A 20,756-nucleotide genomic window follows, 5' to 3' on the forward strand; every position below is an offset into this window, starting at 1 on the left:
CTATCGCCGATTCCGAAGAACCAGCCGCACTCGCCATCAAGCGCCCACACTTATCGGCTGTTAGTTTTTAAAGAGCACATCGCAAGACAAGCCTTACTTCAACTTCCGTCTTGCGTCGCTGCATCAGCAGCAGAGAAACGAGATTATGAAGAACGCTTCGGTTCGTGTCAACAAGAATTCGAAGTTTCTTTTTCCTGCCGATCCGCGCCCGGAGCCTTCTACAACCTACCCCCCAAGCGCACCGCCGATACCGCCCTCTCCCGCTTCCTTCGCGTTCATCGAATCGCGAAGGAACGGAATTCTAGTGAGCGAATCCCGACTCCGCAAGGGGATGCAAAGAAATTATCGCGGCGCTCCAAGTCACCCTGCACTCTCCTCCGATCGACGTGTTGCAACGCCGCACGATAAAAGCATCGCCCGAGCGACTACAATCAAAGGTTCACCGCACTAATTCACTCTAGTATCTATATGCGCTCGCGAATCGCAAAACGTATTCCCCCAGATGCAGACAAGCTCGTCAGCCTCTCCCTCGCGCTTTTCGCGTCCGGCAGCCGTGTCGAGGACCGCTTCTGGGAAGCTCGCCTCGACACGCTCATCGCCAAACTCGTGCGCAACGGCAATCAGACGACGCTCGACGCCGCGCTCGACCATCTGCAGCAGAATCATCCGGACGCCTACGGCGCGCTCGCCGATATGGCCGAGACGCACAGCGAGTCGTTCAGATTCGACATCGAAGGCGCACCGCATGAAGCCTTGCTCATTGCCGCGCCGGTGCTCGCGTGGACGCGCTACGCGATTCCATCGGGCTCGCTCAAAGGCGATGCCGTCGACGCACTGCGCACGCAGATGCAGGCTCATGTGCTCGCAGCCGATGCCCGGGTAGCCGTCGCGCCCTATCTGTACAGCATCGATCAGTTGCCACGCCACCATGTGGATACGTCGCGCCTCGCGCAACAGTTGCTGCAGACGGTGACGAGCGGCAGCGTCGCACGTCTGAATCTGTCGGACCTCCCGGAAACCTCGCCGATTCTCGCGGACCCGCGATTTCTATTGGCGCTGGTCGTCGTACCGGCCGGTGCGGCGTTCTTTCGCTGGCAGGAAGACGAAAACGGCAGCCGCGTGGAGCGGGGTCAATGCCTCGAACAGTGGGCCGCGCAAGGCGGACCGAGCTTCGCGGCAATTCTGCCGGGCTGCGAGTTCGAGTGCTTGCTTCCTGACGCCTACTACTCCGCCTGCCGCGACGCCGACGAGCAGGTGCGTCCGCACACCGTACGTACCGCCGTCCGATATCTGTTCGATACGCTCGGCACCGCGCCCCAGGACTTGCGCGCGGTCATCGCGGGCTTCGGCGAGCGGCGCATCGACGAATATCGCATCGGCTTTACACGTCGCGGCAGCAACGATGTGATCTACGGCGTCGTGTGGCCGCTCTACGGCCGCGAGAACGGGGAACTCGGAATGGACGAGGATCCGGTCGATCTCGAGGGCGCCAATGGACCGGTGGAAGAAATCGTCGAGTTGCTGAAGAAGACAGGTGTCTCTGACGTACGCCGCCATGCGGGACGCTTCGAACCGGAGTTCTGCGACGACTGCGGCGTGCCGCTCTATGCCGATCCGCTCGGCGAGATCGTTCACGCTGAAATGCCGGAAGACGCTGATCCTGCGCAGCCACATTTCCATTAACGATGCTCAATAGCAGCTATTTACGCCAAAAAGAACCCCGCCGCGTGCGGGGTTTTGTGTATTTATGCCTATGCCATTCGGATAGGGGGCCAAATCACCTTAAATTTGTCAACATACCGACTGGCGCCGATGCAAACCGGCGCCGAGTTCCGAAGCCGGTAGGCGACGGTGTATTGACAAGAGGTGAAGCATGATAATCAACATCATTGGTTCCGACGCAGAACGCCGGGCGGGCCTTAAAACATTGCTGCGCCGCGTTGCGCGCCAAGCGCAATTCATCGAGGCGAAGGATTGGAGACAAGCCCGTTCCGCCTTGAAGCGCTCCTCCCCTGACATGATCGTGATCGACTGGGCGCCCGAACTGCGCACCGGCGACCTGCAGATCCTGCTCGACGACGCCCCAGATGTGCCAGCGGCCATCATGGTCGACCGTTGCGGCGCCGCGCTGGTCTACGCGCTGATGAGCGTCGGCGCAATGGGCGTGATCCCGCGCGCCCTCGATCCCATCCTGATACTCCGCGCGCTGGAGATGGTCCTCGTCGGTGGACATTACATTCCGCCGGACGTGGTCGACCCGGAACTGACGCTTGAGCTCACCAACCGCCGCATTCGAAACAGTGCCAAGCTGCCGAAGATTCGCCATCATCCGACGCTGTCACCGCGACAACAGCAGATCATGCGCTGCGTGCACATGGGCAGCACGAACAAGATGATCGCGAAGACGCTCGGTATCAGCGAAGGCACGGTGAAAATCCACCTTGCAAGTATCTTCCAGCAGCTGGGCGCGACAAATCGCGCGGCCGCGGTCGCGATCTACAACGGCGTGCAGAATTCGCATCTCGAGATTCTGCGCAGCGGAGGCGAGAAACCGGTGCGCGTCGTATCGGGCCAGCCAGGCGTGATTCCGCTGCGCCGGCCGCGGACGCGCTATCCGTCGCTTCTCGACAACGATGCGGCCGCGCTGCCGATGGCCGCCGAGCCTGAATCAACGTTCTAGCAACAAACGAGGCAAACGGGTCCGTCCTTTGCGCACACGTTTTACGCGCAACGAGTAATATGCAAGGCATGGGGTTCTTCTACACACCGCTACCGCTTTGGCTAACCGTCGGCAGCTGGATCGCCGCCGCGGGGCTGCTCGCGCTCGCAATGCTGCAGCGTCCGTTCGCTCGCCTGCAGGACGCCACGCTGCAAAACGTGTGGCTTGGCGTCATCGTCGCGATCTCGGTGCTATGGGCATGCAACGCATGGTTCGATGACGGACCCGTCATCCATCTATTGGGCGCAACGTTGATGGTCACGCTGTTCGACTGGCGGCTCGCGCTCATCGGCACGGCCGCGACCACGGGTCTCGCGGCCGTCGTGCTCGATGCATCGTGGCTGTCGGTCGCGACCACCTATCTTCTCTTCGGCGCAGTGCCCGTCGCTGTGTCGACATTGCTGCAGCGCTTGAGCAACCTATGCTTGCCCCGCAATCTCTTTACCTTCATCGCCGGACACGGGTTCATCACGTCGGCGGTTGCGGTGGCCGCGGCTTGTGGCGCGACGGTCGGGCTCGAGATGGCGCTTGCCGGCGGCCCGGTCATCGTGCCTCCGGCATTCACGCGCGGCTCGCTGCTGCTGGGCGCCGGCGAGGCGCTCTTCACGGGCCTGCTCACCATATTGATCACGGTGTACAAGCCCGCCTGGATCACCACCTATGACGTGCGCCGCTATCGCCTGGACCGCGGCCCGCGCGTCTAGGTTGCGCGAAACGTATCAATTCACTGCTACTGGCGGAGTCGGATATCGGACTCCGGGCGATGGGTACGCGCACAAAGTACGATAAGATTGAACTCCCTCCCCACACGGCGCATCTTACTTGCCCGTGTCTTCTTAGCGCCAGACTTGATGGAAAGTAACTTCGCACCGCGCCGGCTCCTGCGGCTCGTCGGCCGGTTGGCGGTATGTGCATCGTTGGCATGCGCCGTGTCCGCTTTTGCCGATTCGCTCGACGAGCGCAACGAACTGATTCACCACTTCGTCACCGATTTCAAAGCCAACCCGCTCGTCGCGGATTGCGCTGCACATGGCAACTTCATCGCCAGCACGTCGTCGGCGTTCGATCACGTCGAATTTCCGCCTGCCTCGTTCGATGCCTCGCATTCCGCGATCGAGCCGTGGAACGATTCGTTCGACGAGAAGAAGCAGCGAATCAAAGTGGACAATGTCGTGACCGTCGAAGGTCAAGGCATGCCGAAGGACGGCGGGAGCGATCCCACTCCGCTCAAGTTCCGCTGCGGTTATGTCGGCAGTCAGATGCTCGCTTTCGGCTGGAACGATCCCGTCCCGCCATTGCGCGCGCGCGCTGAACCTCGCTCGACGCACGCCACGAAGGGCAAGCACGGCGCGAAGACGAAGGCGTCGTCGGGCAAGTCGAAAACCACGTCGAAGTCCTCGACCAAGTCGACAAAAAAGAGCACCAAGAAGCACTAGCTCCCTTCGTCCTGCGACGAAGACACGACAAAAAAGGGCGTGGCTGCATGAAGCGGCCACGCCCTTTTCACATCGGCGGCAAGTCGGCGGCGCTCAGGCGCCGAACGCCTGCAGATGCCACAGAATGGCTTGCAGCATCGATGCGCCGAGCGCCGCGCTGCGCGCGCCGTTCCAGCCGACGCTCTCGTCGGGCAGATTCGCGTTGTCCTTGAACGGCATCTCGAGCGTAAGCGACAGGCATTTATACTCGTTGCCGATGTACTTCGACGCGAGCTTGAGCGCATCTGTCTGATACTTGCTCGACTCGTAGCCGTGGACGTCCTGGAAATCCGGGCTCGCCTGCTTGAAGAAATCGACGAACGCCTTCTGCTCCTTCGCCTGCTGCTCGGTGAAGCCCGGCAGCATCTCCGAGCCCGCGACGAACACGTACGGAATGGCTTCGTCGCCGTGGATATCGAAGAACAGGTCGCAGCCCGTCTCCTCGATCGCCTCGCGCACGACCAGCACTTCCGGACTGCGTTGCGCGCTCGGCTCCATCCATTCGCGGTTGAGGTTCGCGCCCGCCGCGTTGGTGCGCAGGTTGCCGAGCACGCTGCCGTCCGGATTCATGTTCGGCACGATATGGAAAATGGCCCGCTCGAAGAGCGCGCGCGCCACCGGATCGCCCGCCCAGTCGCCGAAACCGGCGAGACGCTTCACGAGTCCTTCGACGAACCATTCCGCCATCGTCTCGCCCGGATGCTGACGCGCGATGATCCAGACTTTCTTCTTCGGCTCGGCGTCGCCGAAATCCGGGATGCCGAGCGACAGCACCGATATCGGGCGGCCCTGAACCGTGCTGCCGAGCTCGGTCAGCGTCGCGAGCGGCATCTGCTGGACCGCGCCGAGAAACTCCGAGTGGCGCTCTTCGCTGTACGGCTCGAAGTACGCGTAATAGATGCGATCGAAGTCAGGCGTGTGGTCGATCTTCATCACCTGCCCGTCGTACTCCGTCGACACGCGGAACCAGTTCACGCGGTCGTAACTGGCGACCGCTTCATAGTCGCGCCAGCCTTCGGGAAACGCGCACTGCGCCGCGTTCTCGAAGGTCATCACGAGACGCTCGCCGCGCGCGCCCGACACGCGGAAATAGAACCATTGCGCGAAATCCGCGTGCGAATCGGGACGAATGCGCAGGCGAATGTCGGCGGGATCGTCGGCGTTGAGGACTTCGATCGCGCCCGCGTCGAAGTTGCTTGAGATAGAGAGAGTCATCTGCGTTTCCTTGCGTGCTTGCCGCGTGGATCTCAGTCCGCGACGCGGCGACGAAATACATAGGTCGTGTCGTTCGATGCTTTTGCATCGAATTTGTAGCCTTCGCTGTCGAAGCCCTTGAGCGCTTCCGGTTCGTCGATGCGGTTCTCGACCGCATAACGCGCCATCATCCCGCGCGCGCGCTTCGCATGAAAGCTGATGATCTTGTAGCGCCCGCCCTTCCAGTCCTCGAACACGGGCGAGATGACCGGAGCCGCCAGCAGCTTCGGCTTGACCGACTTGAAATATTCCTCCGACGCGCAATTCACGAGCACCCGCGCGCCGCGCTGCCTCTGCAACTGCTCGTTGAGCGCCGCCGTAATGCGCTCGCCCCAGAAAGCGTAGAGGTCTTTGCCGCGCGCATTCGGAAACTTCGTGCCCATTTCGAGCCGATACGGCTGCAGCAAATCGAGCGGCCGCAACAAACCATACAGCCCCGACAGCACGCGCACATGATTTTGCGCGAAATCGAGATCGCCGGCAGACAGCGACTTCGCGGCAAAGCCTTCGTACACGTCGCCGTTGAACGCGAGCACCGCCTGCTTGGAATTGTTCGTGTCGAAGGTCTTCGACCAGTCCGCGTAACGCTGGAAGTTCAGCGCCGCGAGCGGGTCCGAAATGCTCATCATGCCGCCGATCTGCTGCGGCGAAAGTTCGCGCAGTCCGTCGATCAGTTCCGCGGCGTCATCGACGAATTGCGGCAGCGTGTGCTTCTTGATATGGGCAGGCGTCTCGTAGTCGAGCGATTTGGCGGGCGAGAGAACGATTATCATGGAGGCTCGCCGGCACGCCGCCGGCGATCATTGGCATAAACCCCTGATTGTATCGAATGGACAATTCCGCCGCGCCGCAGCCTGGCTCCACGCGCGTGGTGCTCGATTCGAATGTGTGGATCGACATCCTCGTATTCGACGACCCCGCCACGCGTCCGATTCACGCCGCACTCGTTGCCCGCACGCTCGAAGCGCTCATCGACGAGCGCTGTCTCAGGGAACTCACGCGCGTGCTCGACTATCCGCAATTCGTGCGAATGGACGTCGACAAGACCGCCGCGCTCGCGAGCGTCGCGCGCCTGTCGACGCTCGTGGCCGCGACCATCGACGAAAACGAGCGTCCGCTGCCCCAATGCAAGGACCGCGACGACCAGAAGTTTCTCGAACTCGCGCACGCATCGGGCGCACAGTGGCTCGTATCGAAAGACCGCGCGGTGCTGAAGCTCGCGCGGCGCGTCGCGCGCGATTTCGCGTTTCGCATCGCCGAGCCGAAGCCGTTCGTCATCGAATTCGAGGCACAGGCGGCCATCGGCTGACGGTGTCTTAAAATAGTCGCGAGCCAAATTCAACGCCCATCCGACCATGAACACGACGCACGAATTGCCGCCGACACCGCCCGAACTTTACTTCCCGTCGCGTCTGCCCAACGTGGGCACGACCATCTTCACCGTGATGAGCGCGCTCGCCACGCAAAAAGGCGCGGTGAATCTCGGCCAGGGCTTCCCCGATTTCGATTGCGACGCCCGCATCGTCGATGCCGTCGCGGCCGCCATGCGCGACGGCCACAATCAATATCCGCCGATGGCGGGCGCCGCGCCGTTGCGCCAGGCGATCGCGCGCAAGATCGACGCGCTCTACGGCCGCGCGTATAACCCCGACACCGACATCACCGTGACCGCCGGCGCGACGCAGGCGCTGCTCACGGCGATCCTGTGCTGCGTGCATCCGGGCGATGAAGTCATCGTCATCGAGCCGATGTACGACAGCTATGTGCCGTCGATCGAACTCGCGGGTGGCAAGCCGGTGTTCGTGTCGCTCGAAGCGCCCGACTACGCGCTGCCCTTCGACAAGATCGCCGCCGCGATCACGCCGAGGACGCGCCTCATCATGATCAACACGCCGCACAATCCGACCGGCCGCGTGTGGCGCGCGGAGGACATGAAGAAGCTCGAAGAGATCGTGCGCGACACCAATGTGCTGATCGTCTCCGACGAAGTCTACGAGCACATGGTCTACGACGGCGCGCCGCACGAAAGCGTGTCGCGCTATCCGGAGCTGGCGAAACGCAGCTTCGTCGTGTCGAGCTTCGGCAAGACGTTTCATGTGACCGGCTGGAAAGTCGGCTATGTGGCCGCGCCCGCCGCGTTGACGGCCGAATTCCGCAAGGTGCATCAGTTCAACGTGTTCACCGTGAACACGCCGATGCAGATCGGTCTCGCGCATTATCTCGAAGACCCGAAGCCGTATCTCGAACTGCCCGCGTTCTATCAGAAGAAGCGCGATTTCTTCCGCGAAGGTCTCGCGAAGACGCGCTTCTCGCTGTTGCCGTCCGAAGGCACTTACTTCCAGTGCGTCGATTATTCGAAGATCAGCGACATGCCCGAAGCCGAGTTCTCGCAATGGCTCACGAGCGAGATCGGCGTCGCGGCGATTCCCGTTTCGGCGTTCTATCACGAGAGCCATGAATCGGGCGTCGTGCGCTTCTGCTTCGCGAAGAAGGAAGAAACGCTCGCACTCGCGCTGGAACGTCTCGCGAAGCTTTGAACCGCGGCGCACGCGCCATAACCGCCACAACGAGGAGTCGAACGGAACATGAGTACCCAAGACTTCAAGATCGAAACGCTCGGCATCGTCGGCAGCGGCGCGATGGGGCGCGGCATCGCGCAGATCGCGGCGCTCGGCGGGCTCAGCGTGCGCATCTACGATACGAATCCGAAAGCGCTCGCTGCGGCGCGCGAGTATCTGTCGGACACGTTCGCGAAGCTCATCGCGAAAGGCAAGCTCAAGGAAGCCGACGCGCACGCGGCGCTCGCGCGCATCCGCGATGCGGGCGACACGGGCGAGCTTTCCGATTGCGACGCCATCGTCGAGGCGATCGTCGAGAACCTCGACCTCAAGCGCGAACTGTTTCGCGAGCTCGAAGCCGTGGTCGGCGAGCGCTGCATTCTGGCGTCGAACACGTCGTCGCTTTCGATCACCGCGATCGCCGCCGGATGCGCGCATCCGGAGCGCGTCGCGGGCTTTCACTTCTTCAACCCGGTGCCGTTGATGCGCGTCGTCGAAGTCATCGACGGACTGCGCGGCGACCCGCGCGCAGGCGACGCATTGATGGACCTCGCCCGCCGCGTGGGTCATACGCCCGTGCGCGCGAAGGACATGCCGGGCTTCATCGTCAATCACGCCGGGCGCGGCATGAACACCGAAGGCCTGCGCGTGGCGAGCGAAGGCGTCGCGAGCTTCGCGGAAATCGACCGCATCATGCGCGAGCAGGCAGGCTTTCGGCTCGGACCGTTCGAGCTGCTCGATCTCACCGCGCTCGATGTATCGCATCCGGTGATGGAGTCGATCTATCACCAGTTCTATGAGGAGCCGCGCTTCAAGCCGTCGCCGATCACGGGCACGCGGCTCGCGGGCGGGCTCATCGGGCGCAAGGCAGGCGAAGGTTTTTATCGCTATGTCGATGGCAAGCAGGACGTGCCGCCCGAACCCGCCGCGCCGACCGAACTGCCGACGCGCGTGTGGATCAGCCGCGCATCGCACGAAGGACGCGAGCAAGTGCTGAAGCTGATCGCCAAATGCGATTGCTCGTTGCACATCGACGCGGGCCACACGCCGGAGCCGGATTCGCTCATCATCGTGACGCCGCTCGGTTTCGATGCGACCACCGCCGCGGTCAACGAGCATCTCGATGCGACGCGCGTCGTCGCCGTCGATACGCTCTTCCCGCTCGATACGGTCGCGCGCCGCACGATCATGACGACGCCCGCGACCTCGCCCGAGATGCGCGACGCCGCGCACGCCCTCCTCGCTTTCGACGGCGTGCCGGTCTCCGTGATCCGCGATTCGACCGGCTTCGTCGCGCAACGCGTCGTCGCGACGATCGTCAATATCGGCTGCGATATCGCGCAGCAAGGCATCGCGACGCCCGAGGACATCGATCTCGCCGTGATGCTCGGCCTGGGCTATCCGCAAGGTCCGCTCGCGCTCGGCGATACGCTCGGCGCGACGACGATCCTCACGATCCTGCGCAACATTTGCACCGCGCTCGGCGATCCGCGCTACCGGCCCTCGCCGTGGCTCACGCGGCGCGCGCAGCTCGGACTTTCGCTTACCCATACCGAGGAGCTCAGATGAGCGCCGAACTTCTGACAGACCGTCCCGCGGGCAGCGACACCACGCTCGTGCTCAAGTTGTCCAATCCCGGCGCGCGCAACGCGCTGCATCCGGACATGTACGCGGCCGGCATCGAGGCGTTGAACACGGCGGAGCGCGACAACAGCGTGCGCGCGATCGTGCTGACCGGCGCGGACAACTTCTTCTGCGCGGGCGGCAATCTGAATCGCCTGCTGGAAAACCGCGCGAAGGATCCGTCGGTGCAAGGCGAAAGCATCGATCTGCTGGCGGAATGGATCAGCGCGTTGCGCTCATCGACGAAACCGGTCATTGCCGCCGTCGAAGGCGCGGCGGCCGGCGCGGGTTTCTCGCTCGCGCTCGCGTGCGATCTGATCGTCGCCGCCGATGACGCCCGATTCGTCATGTCGTATGCACGCGTCGGCCTGACGCCCGATGGCGGCGCATCGTGGTTTCTGTCACGCACGCTGCCGCGCACGCTCGCGAGCGAAGTGCTGCTCGAAGCGAAGCCGATCGGCGCGGCGCGGCTGCATGAAGTCGGCGTCGTGAACCGGCTGACGAAGAAAGGCATCGCGCTCGATGCGGCTATCGCGTGGGCCGACGATCTCGGCAGCGTGTCGCCGAAAGCGATGGCGCGCATCAAGTCGCTCATCAACGCCGCCGAGCTGCAGCCGCTCGCCGCGCATCTCGACATGGAGCGCGACAGTTTCGTCGATGCGCTGCATCACGGCGACGCGCTCGAAGGCATCACCGCGTTCCTCGAAAAGCGCCAGCCGAACTATCGCTAAGCTCATGGCTCACTACGAATTGCCGAAGCGCCGGCGCATCTTTCTGATGCGTCATGGAGACGTCACCTATTTCGACGACAGCGGCCGCGCGATCGATCCCGAAAGCGTGCCGCTCAACGAGCGCGGACGCGAGGAAGCGAGCGCCGCGGGCCGCGAGTTCGCCGCGCAGAACGTGCGCTTCGATCGCGTGATTGCGAGCGGATTGCCGCGCACGATCGAAACCGCGCAACGCGTGCTCGACGCGACGGGGCAAAGCATCGACATCGAAGTGTGGCCCGAGTGGCAGGAAATTCGCGGCGGCAAGCTGAAGGATCTGACGGTGTCGGACATCGAGCGCGCGTTTCTCTCGGTGTTCGACGGCGTCGTGCCGGAAGAGACGCAATTCCTCGGCGGCGAAACCATCGGCGAATTGCTCGACCGCGTGCTGCCTGCGGTCGCGCGTCTGCGTGAAGATCGATCGTGGGACACGGCGCTGCTCGTGCTGCACGGTGGCGTCAATCGCGCGCTGCTCTCGCACGCGATCACCGCGGGCGGGCGCGCGTTCTTCGGGCATCTGTCGCAGGCGACGGGCTGCATCAACGCGCTCGATGTCGGCGACAAGCAGGCCGACTGGGTCGTGCACGCGATCAATCATTCGCCGCCCTCGCCGCTGCACGCCGACGTGCGCAATACGACGATGGAACTGCTCTACGCCCAATTCGTTCGCTACAAGGCCGGCGACATGAACTGAAAACCGCAGTCCGGAGGAGACGATGCAGAACAACGAGACGCAAAAGCAGTCCGATTTCTCCGCGTTCGAAGGAACGCGGCCCGTGCAGGACAAACAGCGTTTCGATACCGATGCGCTCGTAGCGTGGCTCGCGGCGAACGTCGATGGCTTCGACGGCCCGTTGACCATCGAACAATTTGCCGGCGGCCAGTCGAATCCGACATTCAAGCTCGTCACGCCCGCGCGCAGTTACGTGATGCGCGCGAAGCCCGGACCCGCGGCGAAACTCTTGCCGTCTGCGCATGCGATCGAGCGCGAGTATCGCGTGATGCACGCGCTCGCCGCCACCGACGTTCCCGTCGCGCGCATGCTCGCGTTATGCGAGGACGAAAGCGTGATCGGCCGCGCGTTCTATGTGATGGAGTTCGTGCAGGGCCGCGTGCTGTGGGATCAGTCGTTGCCCGGCATGACGCCCGTCGAGCGCGCCGCGATCTATGACGAAACGAATCGCGTGATCGCAGCGCTCCATACCGTCGATGTCGAGGCCGCCGGGTTATCGGGCTACGGCAAGCCGGGCAATTATTTCGAGCGGCAGATCGGACGCTGGAGCAAGCAATACGTCGCGTCCGAAACCGAGAAGATCGACGCGATGAATCGCCTGATCGACTGGTTGCCGCGGCATATTCCCGCGTCCCGCGAACCGAAAGTCAGCGTCGTGCACGGCGACTTCCGGCTCGACAATCTCATCTTTCATCCGGCCGAGCCGCGCGTGCTCGCCGTGCTCGACTGGGAACTGTCGACGCTCGGCGATCCGCTCGCCGACTTCGCGTATCACTGCATGGCGTGGCATGTCGACCCATCGCAGTTTCGCGGCATCGCCGGACTCGACTGGGCGGCGCTCGGCATTCCCGGCGAAGCCGCGTACGTGAAGCGCTATTGCGAGCGCACCGGCTTCGCAATCGAAGGCGACTGGAACTTCTATCTCGCCTACAACATGTTCCGCATCGCCGCGATCCTGCAGGGCATCATGAAGCGCGTCGTCGATGGCACCGCCGCAAGCGCGCAAGCCGTCGATGCGGGCAAGCGCGCGCGGCCGATGGCCGAACTCGCGTGGACATACGCACAAAAAGTGGGGACAAGCGCATGAACTTCGACTACACGCCCAAGGTGCAGGCGTTGCGCGAGAAGCTGCTCGCTTTCTTCGACGCGCACATCTATCCGAACGAACGCGCTTACGCCGATGAAATCGCGGCGAATCGCGCGGCTGGCAACGCGTGGATTCCGACGCGCCTCATCGAAGGCTTGAAGGAGCAAGCGCGCGCCGAGGGACTGTGGAACCTCTTCCTGCCCGCATCGGCGCGCGGCGCGGGGCTGACGAATCTCGAATACGCGCCCTTGTGCGAAATCATGGGCCGCGTGCCGTGGGCGCCCGAAGTGTTCAATTGCAGCGCGCCCGATACGGGCAACATGGAAACCATCGAACGCTACGGCACCGATGCGCAAAAAGCCCAATGGCTCGAGCCGCTGTTGCGCGGCGAAGTCCGCTCGGCGTTTTTGATGACGGAGCCGGAAGTTGCGTCATCGGATGCGACGAACATCCGCTGCAGCATCGCGCGCGACGGCGACAGCTACGTGATCGACGGCCACAAATGGTGGTCGTCGGGCGCGGGCGATCCGCGCTGCACGGTGTATATCGTGATGGGCAAGACCGACGCCGACGCGCCGAAACACGCGCAGCAATCGATGATTCTCGTGCCCGCCGATGCGAGCGGCATCACGGTGCATCGGCCGTTGAACGTCTTCGGCTACGACGACGCGCCGCACGGCCATATGGACATCACGCTCGACAACGTGCGCGTGCCCGCGACGAACATGCTGTTAGGCGAAGGACGCGGCTTCGAAATCGCGCAGGGACGGCTCGGGCCCGGGCGCATCCATCATTGCATGCGTCTGATCGGACTCGCCGAACGCGCGCTCGAGTTGATGACGAGACGCACACTCGCGCGCGTCGCGTTCGGCAAGCCGATCGCGCAGCATGGCGTGACGCAGGAGCGTATCGCCGAGGCGCGCATCATGATCGAGCAGGCGCGGCTTCTGACGCTCAAGGCCGCGTACATGATGGACACCGTCGGCAACAAGGGCGCGCGCGGCGAAATCGCGATGATCAAGGTCGTCGCGCCGAACGTCGCGTGCCAGGTCATCGACTGGGCGATCCAGGCACACGGCGCGGGAGGCGTCTGCGACGACTTTCCGCTTGCTTATGCATATGCATCGGCGCGCACGCTGCGTTTAGCCGACGGCCCCGACGAAGTGCATCGAAATGCGATCGCGAAGCTCGAACTCGGGAAATACGCGTCAGGCGGCTGAAGCGCCTGAATCGACAGGATTGCGCAGGCCGAAAAGCGCGGCGGAATCGACGGTCAGCACGAGCTCGCCGTTCTGGTTGTGCGCTTCCCAGCGCGTCTGCACGATGCCGCGATCCGGCTTGCTCTTCGACACGCGCTTGTCGAGCACGCGCACGGTGAGGCGCACGCTATCGCCGACGCGCACCGGCTTGATCCAGCGGATGTTGTCGAGACCGGGCGAGCCCATCGAGGTCGAACCGCGCAACATGTCGCGCACGAGGATGCCCATCATCGCGGAACAGGTGTTCCAACCGCTCGCGACGAGCCCGCCGAAATGCGACGCCTCGCCCGCCGCCTCCGAGAGATGAAACGGTTGCGGATCGTAACGCTCCGCAAATCCGACGATCTCCTCTCTCGTGAACGTGTGCGCGCCCAGCGTCACGGCGCTGCCGATTTCGAAATCCTCAAAAGCGTAGGTCATGCGTTCTCCTTTACGTGGCGGCAAATTCTGAAAACGGAGAACACGGTCGCGCAGAACGCGCGGAGGACTGGCGTCGGTGAGAAAAACTGATGTCCATGCGCAGTGTCTCCTTCACGGCCCCTTCCGGAGCCCGCAAAGACACCGCGCAAGAACGTTACTGCAGCGGCTCTTTCAGCACGTCCGGAACAGGCAACGGCATCACGTCGATCCCTTCTTCGAGCAGCGCGTGCGTCTCTTCGGGCGTCGTGACGCCGCGTATGTTGCGCGCCGGCGCCTCGTTGTAATGAATGCGCCGCGCCTCGTCGGCAAACCGGTCGCCCACGTTTTCGGTCTTCTCGATCAGCTCGCGCATGAATTGCAGCGCGCGCGCCTGCAATGCCGCCGCTTCAGGCGCGGCTTGCGCCTGCGCAGGCTGGGAAGCCGCCTCACCTCGCGCGGACGACAAATTCAAGCGTGGCGCGGACGGCATACGACTCACATCGGTCGCCGAGCAAACCGGACAAGCAACCAGCTTGCGCGACAATTGCGACTCGAACTCTTCGGTCGAGGCGAACCAGCCTTCGAACCGGTGATCGTGCGAGCACTTTAAATCGAGGACCTTCATGCTGATGGGGCTTCGTTGAAGTTTATCTCAAAAACGCGCTTTATGAACGGTCGTTCGCAAATCTGCAGGAATGTGCAGTGGCCGTCAAACGCTGAACTACTCATTCTAGCCGCTCGGCCCGAAGGGCGCCTTTGACGACGCAAAAACGACAAAAGCGGCCATCGAGGCCGCTTTTGCACGCATCCGTGTGACGAGCGCTCAATCCTCGATCGACTCACCAAGCTTCCACTCACCCGAGCGGATCTTCTCCAGCCAGAACACGCCGATGATCGTCTTCACGTCGCTGATGCTGCCGTCCTTCACCCAGGCCATCAACTGCGCTTCGTCGGCGACGAAAGTCTCGAGGAATTCGCCTTCGTCGAGTTTCGCATCGCCGGCATCGAGGCCGCGCGCAAGATAAATGTCGATGAACTCGGTCGAATACGAAATCACCGGATGGATTCGCGTGAGGAACGTCCATTCACGCGCGGTGTAACCCGTCTCTTCCTGCAACTCGCGTTTCGCGCACGTCAGCTCGTCTTCGTCCGGATCGAGCTTACCCGCCGGAAATTCGAGCAGCACGCGGCCCACCGGATAACGAAACTGGCGTTCGAGCAGCACGCGTCCGTTGTCGAAGACCGGGAGAATCATCACCGCGCCAGGATGCTCGACGAACTCGCGCGTCGCGTGCTTGCCATCGGGCAATTCAACGGTATCGCGTTTCAGCGTGAGGAACTTGCCCTCGTGCAGCGTGACGCTTTCGACCTTCTTTTCGATGAGGCCGTCGTCGTTACCGGGAATCGAGGAATGATCTGCCATCTTGAGCCCTGTGCTGTTGAAGCAAACAAGCCGCTGACAGCACGAAGCGGTCAGCGGCGTTTGACGAGATATTGATACGTGAAGCCCGGAAAGGCGAACACGACGAAGAGACTGAAGGTAATGGCATAGAACTGCCATTCCTGATCGAATCGGTTGCCGGCGCGCGCTTCGAGCATGAAGCCGAGCGCACCGACCACAAAGTAAAGAACGACGAGCTCGCCGATGCGAATCCACGCGCTCTTCTTCGCCGCCTTGCGTCCCGTCGACGCCGGAAGCGGCAACGGGACGATGGCGAAGAGGCGCTGATTCAGGAACGGCACGTTGGCGAGAACGAGCGCCAACAGCACGATGAACCAGCCTGCCGCCGACATTACAGCGGCAGCGTATGCGAGATCGCCGTGAGGCACGCGCTCATCAACGGACCCGGCACCAGACCGAGCACCAGAACGGCCAGGCCGTTGAACGCGAGCAGCGAGCGGTTCAGGCCGCCGGCGACGATCGGCGATGCGTCCGTCGGCGCATCGAAGTACATCAGCTTGACGACGCGCAGGTAGTAGAACGCGCCCACGAGCGAGGTCATCACGGCGAGGACGGCGAGCCATGTGAGACCGGCGTTCATCGTCGCTTCGAGCACGGCGAGCTTCGCGTAGAAGCCGACCGTCGGCGGGATGCCGGCGAGCGAGAACATCATGATCATCATGACGAACGCGAATACCGGGCTGCGCTGATTCAGGCCCTTGAAGTCTTCGAGCATTTCGGCTTCGAAGTCGCGGCGCGCGAGCAGCATGACCACGCCGAAGGTGCCGAGCGTCGTGACGAGATAGATGATGCTGTAGAACATCGCCGAGCTGTATGCGCCCGCCGCACCCGTCAGCTTGCCGTCGACCACGCCGGCGAGCAGACCCAGCAGCACGAAGCCCATGTTCGAGATGGCCGAGTAAGCCAGCATCCGCTTGATGTTCTTCTGCACGATACCCGTGATATTGCCGACGATCAGCGACAGCGCCGCGAGGATCACGAGCATTTCCTGCCAGTCCACCGCGAGCGGCAAGAGGCCCATCACCAGGAAGCGCAGACCCCACGCGAACGCCGCGACCTTCGGTCCGCCGCCGGTGAGCAGCGTCATCGCGGTCGGCGCGCCCTGGTAGACGTCAGGCACCCACATGTGGAACGGCACCGCGCCCATCTTGAACGCCACGCCCGCAACGATGAAGATCGCGCCGAACAGCAGCACGGCGTCGTTGATGCGGCCCGAAGCGACGGTCTTCAGCACTTCGTTCAGATCGAGCGAGCCGGTCGCGCCGTAGATCATCGAGATGCCGTACAGCAGGAAGCCGGATGCGAGCGCGCCGAGCACGTAGTACTTCATCGCCGACTCGTTCGACTGCGGCACGTCCTTGCGCAGCGCGATCACCGCGTACAGCGACAGCGACATCAGTTCGAGGCCGAGATACAGCGTCAGGAAGTTGTTGCCCGAAATCATCACGCACTGGCCGAGCAGCGAAAACAGGCCGAGCAGGAAGAAGTCGCCGCGGAACAGGTCGCGGTCTTCCAGATACTTCTTCGAGTAGATGATCGACACCGCGTAGCCGAGACACACCACCGCCTTCATCGCGCTCGCGAACGGATCGACGATATACATGCGCGTGAAGAAGAAATGCGGCGTCGGGTCGAGCGCGGTGACGGCGAACCACACGCCGCAGACGATCGTCGACACGAGCGCGATCAGATACGTCGTGCCGCGGCTCTTCGGGCCGAACATCGTGTCGTTGAGCCAGGCCAGAACGACCGACGCCATCAGGATCGCGTCAGGCCAAAGAATACTCATAGAGGCGTTTTGCATGATCTTTTAGTTCCTCCGCACGACGTTACTGAGCCAGCGGCAGCTTGGACTGCGCGACGTGGGAGAGCAGGTTTGCCACGGATTCGTGCATCACGTCGGTAAAGGGCTTCGGATGCAGGCCCATGTACAGCGTGAACAGCGCAAGGATGGCGAGCATCAGGAATTCACGCCCGTTGATGTCCTTGAGCTTCGCGACGTGGTCGTTCGCGACCGCGCCGAAGTACACGCGCTTGTACATCCACAGCGTGTAGGCCGCGCCGAGGATCAGCGTGAACGTCGCGAGGAAAGCGATCCAGAAGTTGTACTTCACCGCCGCCAGAATCACCATGAATTCGCCGACGAAACCCGAGGTACCCGGAAGGCCGCAGTTGGCCATCGCGAAGAGCATCACGAATGCCGCGAACTTGGGCATCGTGTTCACGACGCCGCCGTAATCCGCGATCTGGCGCGAGTGCACGCGGTCGTACAGCACGCCGATCGAAAGGAACATCGCGCCCGATACGAAACCGTGCGAGATCATCTGGATGATCGCGCCTTCGACCGCGAGCTGGCTCGACGCACCGAACATGAAGAAGCCGAGCGTGACGAAGCCCATGTGCGCGATCGACGAATACGCGACGAGCTTCTTCATGTCGGACTGCACCATCGCGACGAGACCGATGTAGATCACCGCGATCAGCGACAGCGTGATGACCACCGGCGCGAGGAAATGGCTCGCGTCCGGCGCGATCGGCAGCGAGAAGCGCAGGAAACCGTACGCGCCGAGCTTCAGCATGATCGCCGCCAGCACGACCGAACCGCCCGTCGGCGCTTCGACGTGCGCGTCCGGCAGCCACGTGTGCACCGGCCACATCGGCACCTTCACGGCGAACGCCAGGAAGAACGCGATGAACAGCAGCACCTGCGGCGTCATGTCGAGCTTCGCGGCTTGCCACGTCGCCAGATCGAACGTGTGCGTCTGCGTGTAGAGGTACAGCAGCGCGACCAGCATCAGCAGCGAGCCGGCCAGCGTGTACAGGAAGAACTTGAACGCCGCATACACGCGGTTCGGGCCGCCCCACACGCCGATGATGATGTACATCGGAATGAGCGTGGCTTCGAAGAACACGTAGAACAGCAGGCCGTCCGCCGTCGAGAACACGCCGATCATGATGCCCGAGAGGATCAGGAACGCGGCCATGTACTGCGACACGCGCTCGGTGATCACTTCCCAGCCGGCGATCACGACGATCACCGTGATGAGCGCGGTCAGCACGACGAACCACATCGAGATGCCGTCGACGCCGAGGTGATACGTGATGTTGAAGCGCTCGATCCAGTTCGACTGTTCGACGAACTGCAGCGCGGCCGTCGACGTATCGAAGCCGGTGATGAGCGGAATCGTGACGATCAGCCCGAGCACCGAGCCGACCAGCGCGACCCAGCGCGCGGGCGCCGGGTTGCGGTCGTTACCAACCGCGAGCACGAGCAGGCCGAAAACGATCGGCAGCCAGATCGCGACACTGAGAATCGGAAAAGAGTGCATAGGATCCCTCGCCTTATTTGCCGCCGAGCGTCACAAACAGGGTCAAGAGCCCCAACATGCCGATAATCATGGCGAACGCGTAGTGATAGATGTAACCGGATTGAAGGAAGCGGATCACACCGGCGAACCAGCCCATGAACCGCGCACTGCCGTTGACGATGCCGTCGATGACGACCACATCGCCCTCTTTCCACAAGCCGCGGCCGATGGCGACAGCGCCCTTCGCGAACACGACCTCGTTGATCTTGTCGCAGTAGTACTTGTTGTCGAGCAGCACGTAGATCGGGCGGAACGTGCGCGCGACAACCGCCGGCAGGTCCGGACGCTTCATGTAGAAGAACCACGCGACGATCACGCCGAGCGCCGCGAGCCACACCGGACCCGGGGTGATGATGCCGTGCAGCGCCATCGCAATCCAGCCGTGGAACTCTTCGGCCATTTCCTTCAGGCCTTCGTGGTTCTCGGCGATGTAGATCACCTTGTCGAACACGACGCCGTGCGAGAAGAAGTCGCCGTAGATCATCGGGCCGATCATGATCGCGCCGATGATGATCGACGGAATCGCGAGCAGCACGAGCGGCAGCGTCACGACCCAAGGCGTTTCGTGCGGGACGTGAGCGTGTCCGTGACCGTGATCGTCGTGATGACCGTGCGGATCATGACCGTGGCCGTGCGCTTCCGCCTGGCCCATCGGCGAGTCGGGATGCTTCGGACCGCGGAAGCGCTCTTCGCCGTGGAACACCATGAAGTACATACGGAACGAGTACAGCGACGTGACGAACACGCTCGCGACCACCGCGAAATACGCGAAGCCCGAGCCCGCCAGATGCGAGTACTTCACGGCTTCGATGATCGAATCCTTCGAGTAGAAGCCCGAGAAGAACGGCGTGCCGATCAGCGCGAGCGAACCGATCAGCGATGTGATCCAGGTGATCGGCATGTACTTGCGCAGGCCGCCCATGTTGCGCATGTCCTGATCGTGGTGCATGCCGATGATGACCGAGCCCGCGCCGAGGAACAGCAGCGCCTTGAAGAACGCGTGCGTGCCGAGGTGGAACACGGCGACCGGATAAGCCGAGACGCCGAGCGCGACCGTCATGTAGCCGAGCTGCGAGAGCGTCGAGTACGCGACCACGCGCTTGATGTCGTTTTGCACGACGCCGAGGAAGCCCATGAACAAGGCCGTGATCGCGCCGATGACCGTCACGAACGAAAGCGCCGCATCCGAATGCTCGAAGAGCGGCGACATGCGCGTCACCATGAAGATGCCGGCCGTCACCATCGTTGCCGCGTGGATCAGCGCGGAGATCGGCGTCGGGCCTTCCATCGAGTCGGGCAGCCAGACGTGCAGCGGGAACTGCGCCGACTTGCCCATCGCGCCGATGAAGAGGCAAATGCACGCGACCGTCAGCAGACCCCATTGCGTGCCGGGGAACGTCATCGTCGCGAGCTTGTCGCCCTGCGCGAACACGTCGCCATAGTTCAGCGAACCGGCGAACGCGAGCAGCAGGCCAATGCCCAGCAGGAAGCCGAAGTCGCCCACGCGGTTCACGATGAACGCCTTCATGTTGGCGTAGATCGCGCTCTCACGCGTGAAGTAGAAGCCGATCAGCAGGTACGACACGAGGCCCACTGCTTCCCAGCCGAAGAACAGCTGCAGGAAGTTGTTGCTCATGACGAGCATCAGCATCGAGAACGTGAAGAGCGAGATGTACGAGAAGAAGCGCTCGTAGCCGACTTCCTCGTCCGCCATGTAGCCGATGGTGTAGATGTGCACCATCAGCGAGACGAAGGTCACGATGACCATCATCATCGCCGTGAGCGAGTCGACCAGGAAGCCGACTTCCATCTTCAGCGTGCCGACGCTCATCCATTCGTAGATGGTCGCGTTGAAGCTCGCGCCGTGCATCACGTCGTTGAAGACGATCGCCGAAAGAATGAACGAGATGAAGACGCCGAGGATCGTGACGCGATGCGCGCCCTTGCGCCCTACCCATTTCGCGAACAGCCCCGCGATCAGACAGCCGGCAAGCGGCGCCAGCGGAACCGCGAGCAGGAGGTTTTCATTGAGTGTCGTGGACATAACAGCCT

20 protein-coding genes are annotated in these 20,756 nt (G+C 62.7%); 11 read left to right on the forward strand and 9 right to left on the reverse strand.

The genetic code is table 11. The features are described 5' to 3' along the window. The first annotated feature begins 468 nt into the window (after nt 1-468). The 4 genes from NCS00_RS08890 (at nt 469) to NCS00_RS08905 (ending at nt 4,155) form a co-directional block, all read left to right on the forward strand. Nucleotides 469-1,683 carry a DUF2863 family protein gene (locus tag NCS00_RS08890; RefSeq protein WP_175983165.1) on the forward strand — a complete coding sequence of 405 codons (1,215 nt, stop codon included), beginning with the start codon at nt 469-471 and terminating at the stop codon, nt 1,681-1,683. Between the two features lie 190 nt (nt 1,684-1,873). Next, the gene (locus NCS00_RS08895) at nt 1,874-2,680 is read left to right on the forward strand and encodes a helix-turn-helix transcriptional regulator (RefSeq protein ID WP_250439923.1); all 807 of its coding nucleotides are present in this window, start codon (nt 1,874-1,876) and stop codon (nt 2,678-2,680) included. A gap of 68 nt (nt 2,681-2,748) precedes the next feature. Then, a complete protein-coding gene (locus NCS00_RS08900) occupies nt 2,749-3,423 on the forward strand; it encodes a membrane protein (RefSeq protein WP_033535783.1) in 675 nt (224 codons plus the stop codon). Nucleotides 3,424-3,570: 147 nt separating this feature from the next. Then, entirely contained in the window at nt 3,571-4,155 is a 585-nt protein-coding gene (locus tag NCS00_RS08905) for a BspC domain-containing protein (RefSeq protein WP_034473902.1), read from the forward strand. 93 nt (nt 4,156-4,248) lie between these two features. On the opposite strand, the gene NCS00_RS08910 is transcribed toward NCS00_RS08905, so the two are convergent. Next, nucleotides 4,249-5,409, reverse strand: a complete 1,161-nt coding sequence (locus NCS00_RS08910; RefSeq protein WP_008341683.1) for a M14 family metallopeptidase — start codon at nt 5,407-5,409, stop codon at nt 4,249-4,251. Between the two features lie 32 nt (nt 5,410-5,441). Beyond that, nucleotides 5,442-6,221 carry a peroxide stress protein YaaA gene (gene yaaA, locus NCS00_RS08915; protein ID WP_008341685.1) on the reverse strand — a complete coding sequence of 260 codons (780 nt, stop codon included), beginning with the start codon at nt 6,219-6,221 and terminating at the stop codon, nt 5,442-5,444. Between the two features lie 56 nt (nt 6,222-6,277). Between yaaA and NCS00_RS08920 the strand changes: the two genes are divergently transcribed. From NCS00_RS08920 to NCS00_RS08950, 7 genes are read left to right on the forward strand one after another with little or no spacing between them, the layout of a single operon-like run. Next, entirely contained in the window at nt 6,278-6,757 is a 480-nt protein-coding gene (locus NCS00_RS08920) for a putative toxin-antitoxin system toxin component, PIN family (RefSeq protein WP_008341688.1), read from the forward strand. Between the two features lie 46 nt (nt 6,758-6,803). Next, on the forward strand, nt 6,804-7,985 hold the full coding sequence (locus tag NCS00_RS08925; protein WP_008341690.1) for a pyridoxal phosphate-dependent aminotransferase: 1,182 nt from the start codon (nt 6,804-6,806) through the stop codon (nt 7,983-7,985). Between the two features lie 48 nt (nt 7,986-8,033). Continuing rightward, on the forward strand, nt 8,034-9,575 hold the full coding sequence (locus NCS00_RS08930) for a 3-hydroxyacyl-CoA dehydrogenase (protein ID WP_250439924.1): 1,542 nt from the start codon (nt 8,034-8,036) through the stop codon (nt 9,573-9,575). Further along, entirely contained in the window at nt 9,572-10,360 is a 789-nt protein-coding gene (locus tag NCS00_RS08935; protein ID WP_008341693.1) for an oxepin-CoA hydrolase, alternative type, read from the forward strand. Before NCS00_RS08930 ends, NCS00_RS08935 begins: the two co-directional genes overlap by 4 nt. A 4-nt stretch (nt 10,361-10,364) precedes the next feature. After that, nucleotides 10,365-11,090, forward strand: coding sequence for a histidine phosphatase family protein (locus NCS00_RS08940; protein ID WP_250439925.1), 726 nt, complete (start codon nt 10,365-10,367; stop codon nt 11,088-11,090). Nucleotides 11,091-11,112: 22 nt separating this feature from the next. After that, nucleotides 11,113-12,216 carry a phosphotransferase gene (locus NCS00_RS08945; protein ID WP_244807404.1) on the forward strand — a complete coding sequence of 368 codons (1,104 nt, stop codon included), beginning with the start codon at nt 11,113-11,115 and terminating at the stop codon, nt 12,214-12,216. Then, nucleotides 12,213-13,436: an acyl-CoA dehydrogenase family protein gene (locus tag NCS00_RS08950; protein ID WP_250439926.1), complete on the forward strand. Its 1,224-nt coding sequence runs from the start codon at nt 12,213-12,215 to the stop codon at nt 13,434-13,436. Before NCS00_RS08945 ends, NCS00_RS08950 begins: the two co-directional genes overlap by 4 nt. Here NCS00_RS08950 and NCS00_RS08955 read toward each other — a convergent pair. The 7 genes from NCS00_RS08955 to nuoL form a co-directional block, all read right to left on the reverse strand. Continuing rightward, nucleotides 13,425-13,895 carry a MaoC family dehydratase gene (locus tag NCS00_RS08955; protein ID WP_250439927.1) on the reverse strand — a complete coding sequence of 157 codons (471 nt, stop codon included), beginning with the start codon at nt 13,893-13,895 and terminating at the stop codon, nt 13,425-13,427. The genes NCS00_RS08950 and NCS00_RS08955 overlap by 12 nt on opposite strands. Before the next feature lie 154 nt (nt 13,896-14,049). Then, on the reverse strand, nt 14,050-14,499 hold the full coding sequence (locus tag NCS00_RS08960; RefSeq protein WP_250439929.1) for a DUF1178 family protein: 450 nt from the start codon (nt 14,497-14,499) through the stop codon (nt 14,050-14,052). Nucleotides 14,500-14,697: 198 nt separating this feature from the next. Further along, complete coding sequence (locus tag NCS00_RS08965) at nt 14,698-15,297, reverse strand: NUDIX domain-containing protein (protein ID WP_250439931.1); 600 nt, start codon at nt 15,295-15,297, stop codon at nt 14,698-14,700. Nucleotides 15,298-15,347: 50 nt separating this feature from the next. Then, the gene (locus NCS00_RS08970; RefSeq protein ID WP_175983173.1) at nt 15,348-15,668 is read right to left on the reverse strand and encodes a DUF2818 family protein; all 321 of its coding nucleotides are present in this window, start codon (nt 15,666-15,668) and stop codon (nt 15,348-15,350) included. After that, nucleotides 15,668-17,140, reverse strand: coding sequence for an NADH-quinone oxidoreductase subunit NuoN (nuoN, locus tag NCS00_RS08975; protein WP_008341711.1), 1,473 nt, complete (start codon nt 17,138-17,140; stop codon nt 15,668-15,670). Before nuoN ends, NCS00_RS08970 begins: the two co-directional genes overlap by 1 nt. A gap of 25 nt (nt 17,141-17,165) precedes the next feature. After that, a complete protein-coding gene (locus NCS00_RS08980) occupies nt 17,166-18,665 on the reverse strand; it encodes an NADH-quinone oxidoreductase subunit M (protein WP_008341712.1) in 1,500 nt (499 codons plus the stop codon). 13 nt (nt 18,666-18,678) lie between these two features. Then, nucleotides 18,679-20,748, reverse strand: coding sequence for an NADH-quinone oxidoreductase subunit L (gene nuoL, locus NCS00_RS08985; RefSeq protein ID WP_250439932.1), 2,070 nt, complete (start codon nt 20,746-20,748; stop codon nt 18,679-18,681). Nucleotides 20,749-20,756 lie beyond the last annotated feature (8 nt).

The sequence above is a fragment of the Caballeronia sp. AZ1_KS37 genome (genome assembly GCF_023631165.1).
Taxonomy (GTDB): domain Bacteria; phylum Pseudomonadota; class Gammaproteobacteria; order Burkholderiales; family Burkholderiaceae; genus Caballeronia; species Caballeronia zhejiangensis.

Bases quoted from the DNA above. Each gene is read 5' to 3' on its own strand.
- NCS00_RS08945 (WP_244807404.1), top strand. From the start codon at position 11,113: ATGCAGAACAACGAGACGCAAAAGCAGTCCGATTTCTCCGCGTTCGAA.
- NCS00_RS08910 (WP_008341683.1), bottom strand. From the start codon at position 5,409: ATGACTCTCTCTATCTCAAGCAACTTCGACGCGGGCGCGATCGAAGTC.
- NCS00_RS08900 (WP_033535783.1), top strand. From the start codon at position 2,749: ATGGGGTTCTTCTACACACCGCTACCGCTTTGGCTAACCGTCGGCAGC.
- NCS00_RS08890 (WP_175983165.1), top strand. From the start codon at position 469: ATGCGCTCGCGAATCGCAAAACGTATTCCCCCAGATGCAGACAAGCTC.
- NCS00_RS08925 (WP_008341690.1), top strand. From the start codon at position 6,804: ATGAACACGACGCACGAATTGCCGCCGACACCGCCCGAACTTTACTTC.
- NCS00_RS08960 (WP_250439929.1), bottom strand. From the start codon at position 14,499: ATGAAGGTCCTCGATTTAAAGTGCTCGCACGATCACCGGTTCGAAGGC.
- NCS00_RS08935 (WP_008341693.1), top strand. From the start codon at position 9,572: ATGAGCGCCGAACTTCTGACAGACCGTCCCGCGGGCAGCGACACCACG.
- nuoL (WP_250439932.1), bottom strand. From the start codon at position 20,748: ATGTCCACGACACTCAATGAAAACCTCCTGCTCGCGGTTCCGCTGGCG.
- NCS00_RS08965 (WP_250439931.1), bottom strand. From the start codon at position 15,297: ATGGCAGATCATTCCTCGATTCCCGGTAACGACGACGGCCTCATCGAA.
- NCS00_RS08930 (WP_250439924.1), top strand. From the start codon at position 8,034: ATGAGTACCCAAGACTTCAAGATCGAAACGCTCGGCATCGTCGGCAGC.
- yaaA (WP_008341685.1), bottom strand. From the start codon at position 6,221: ATGATAATCGTTCTCTCGCCCGCCAAATCGCTCGACTACGAGACGCCT.
- NCS00_RS08955 (WP_250439927.1), bottom strand. From the start codon at position 13,895: ATGACCTACGCTTTTGAGGATTTCGAAATCGGCAGCGCCGTGACGCTG.
- NCS00_RS08905 (WP_034473902.1), top strand. From the start codon at position 3,571: ATGGAAAGTAACTTCGCACCGCGCCGGCTCCTGCGGCTCGTCGGCCGG.
- NCS00_RS08950 (WP_250439926.1), top strand. From the start codon at position 12,213: ATGAACTTCGACTACACGCCCAAGGTGCAGGCGTTGCGCGAGAAGCTG.
- nuoN (WP_008341711.1), bottom strand. From the start codon at position 17,140: ATGCAAAACGCCTCTATGAGTATTCTTTGGCCTGACGCGATCCTGATG.
- NCS00_RS08970 (WP_175983173.1), bottom strand. From the start codon at position 15,668: ATGTCGGCGGCAGGCTGGTTCATCGTGCTGTTGGCGCTCGTTCTCGCC.
- NCS00_RS08920 (WP_008341688.1), top strand. From the start codon at position 6,278: ATGGACAATTCCGCCGCGCCGCAGCCTGGCTCCACGCGCGTGGTGCTC.
- NCS00_RS08940 (WP_250439925.1), top strand. From the start codon at position 10,365: ATGGCTCACTACGAATTGCCGAAGCGCCGGCGCATCTTTCTGATGCGT.
- NCS00_RS08980 (WP_008341712.1), bottom strand. From the start codon at position 18,665: ATGCACTCTTTTCCGATTCTCAGTGTCGCGATCTGGCTGCCGATCGTT.
- NCS00_RS08895 (WP_250439923.1), top strand. From the start codon at position 1,874: ATGATAATCAACATCATTGGTTCCGACGCAGAACGCCGGGCGGGCCTT.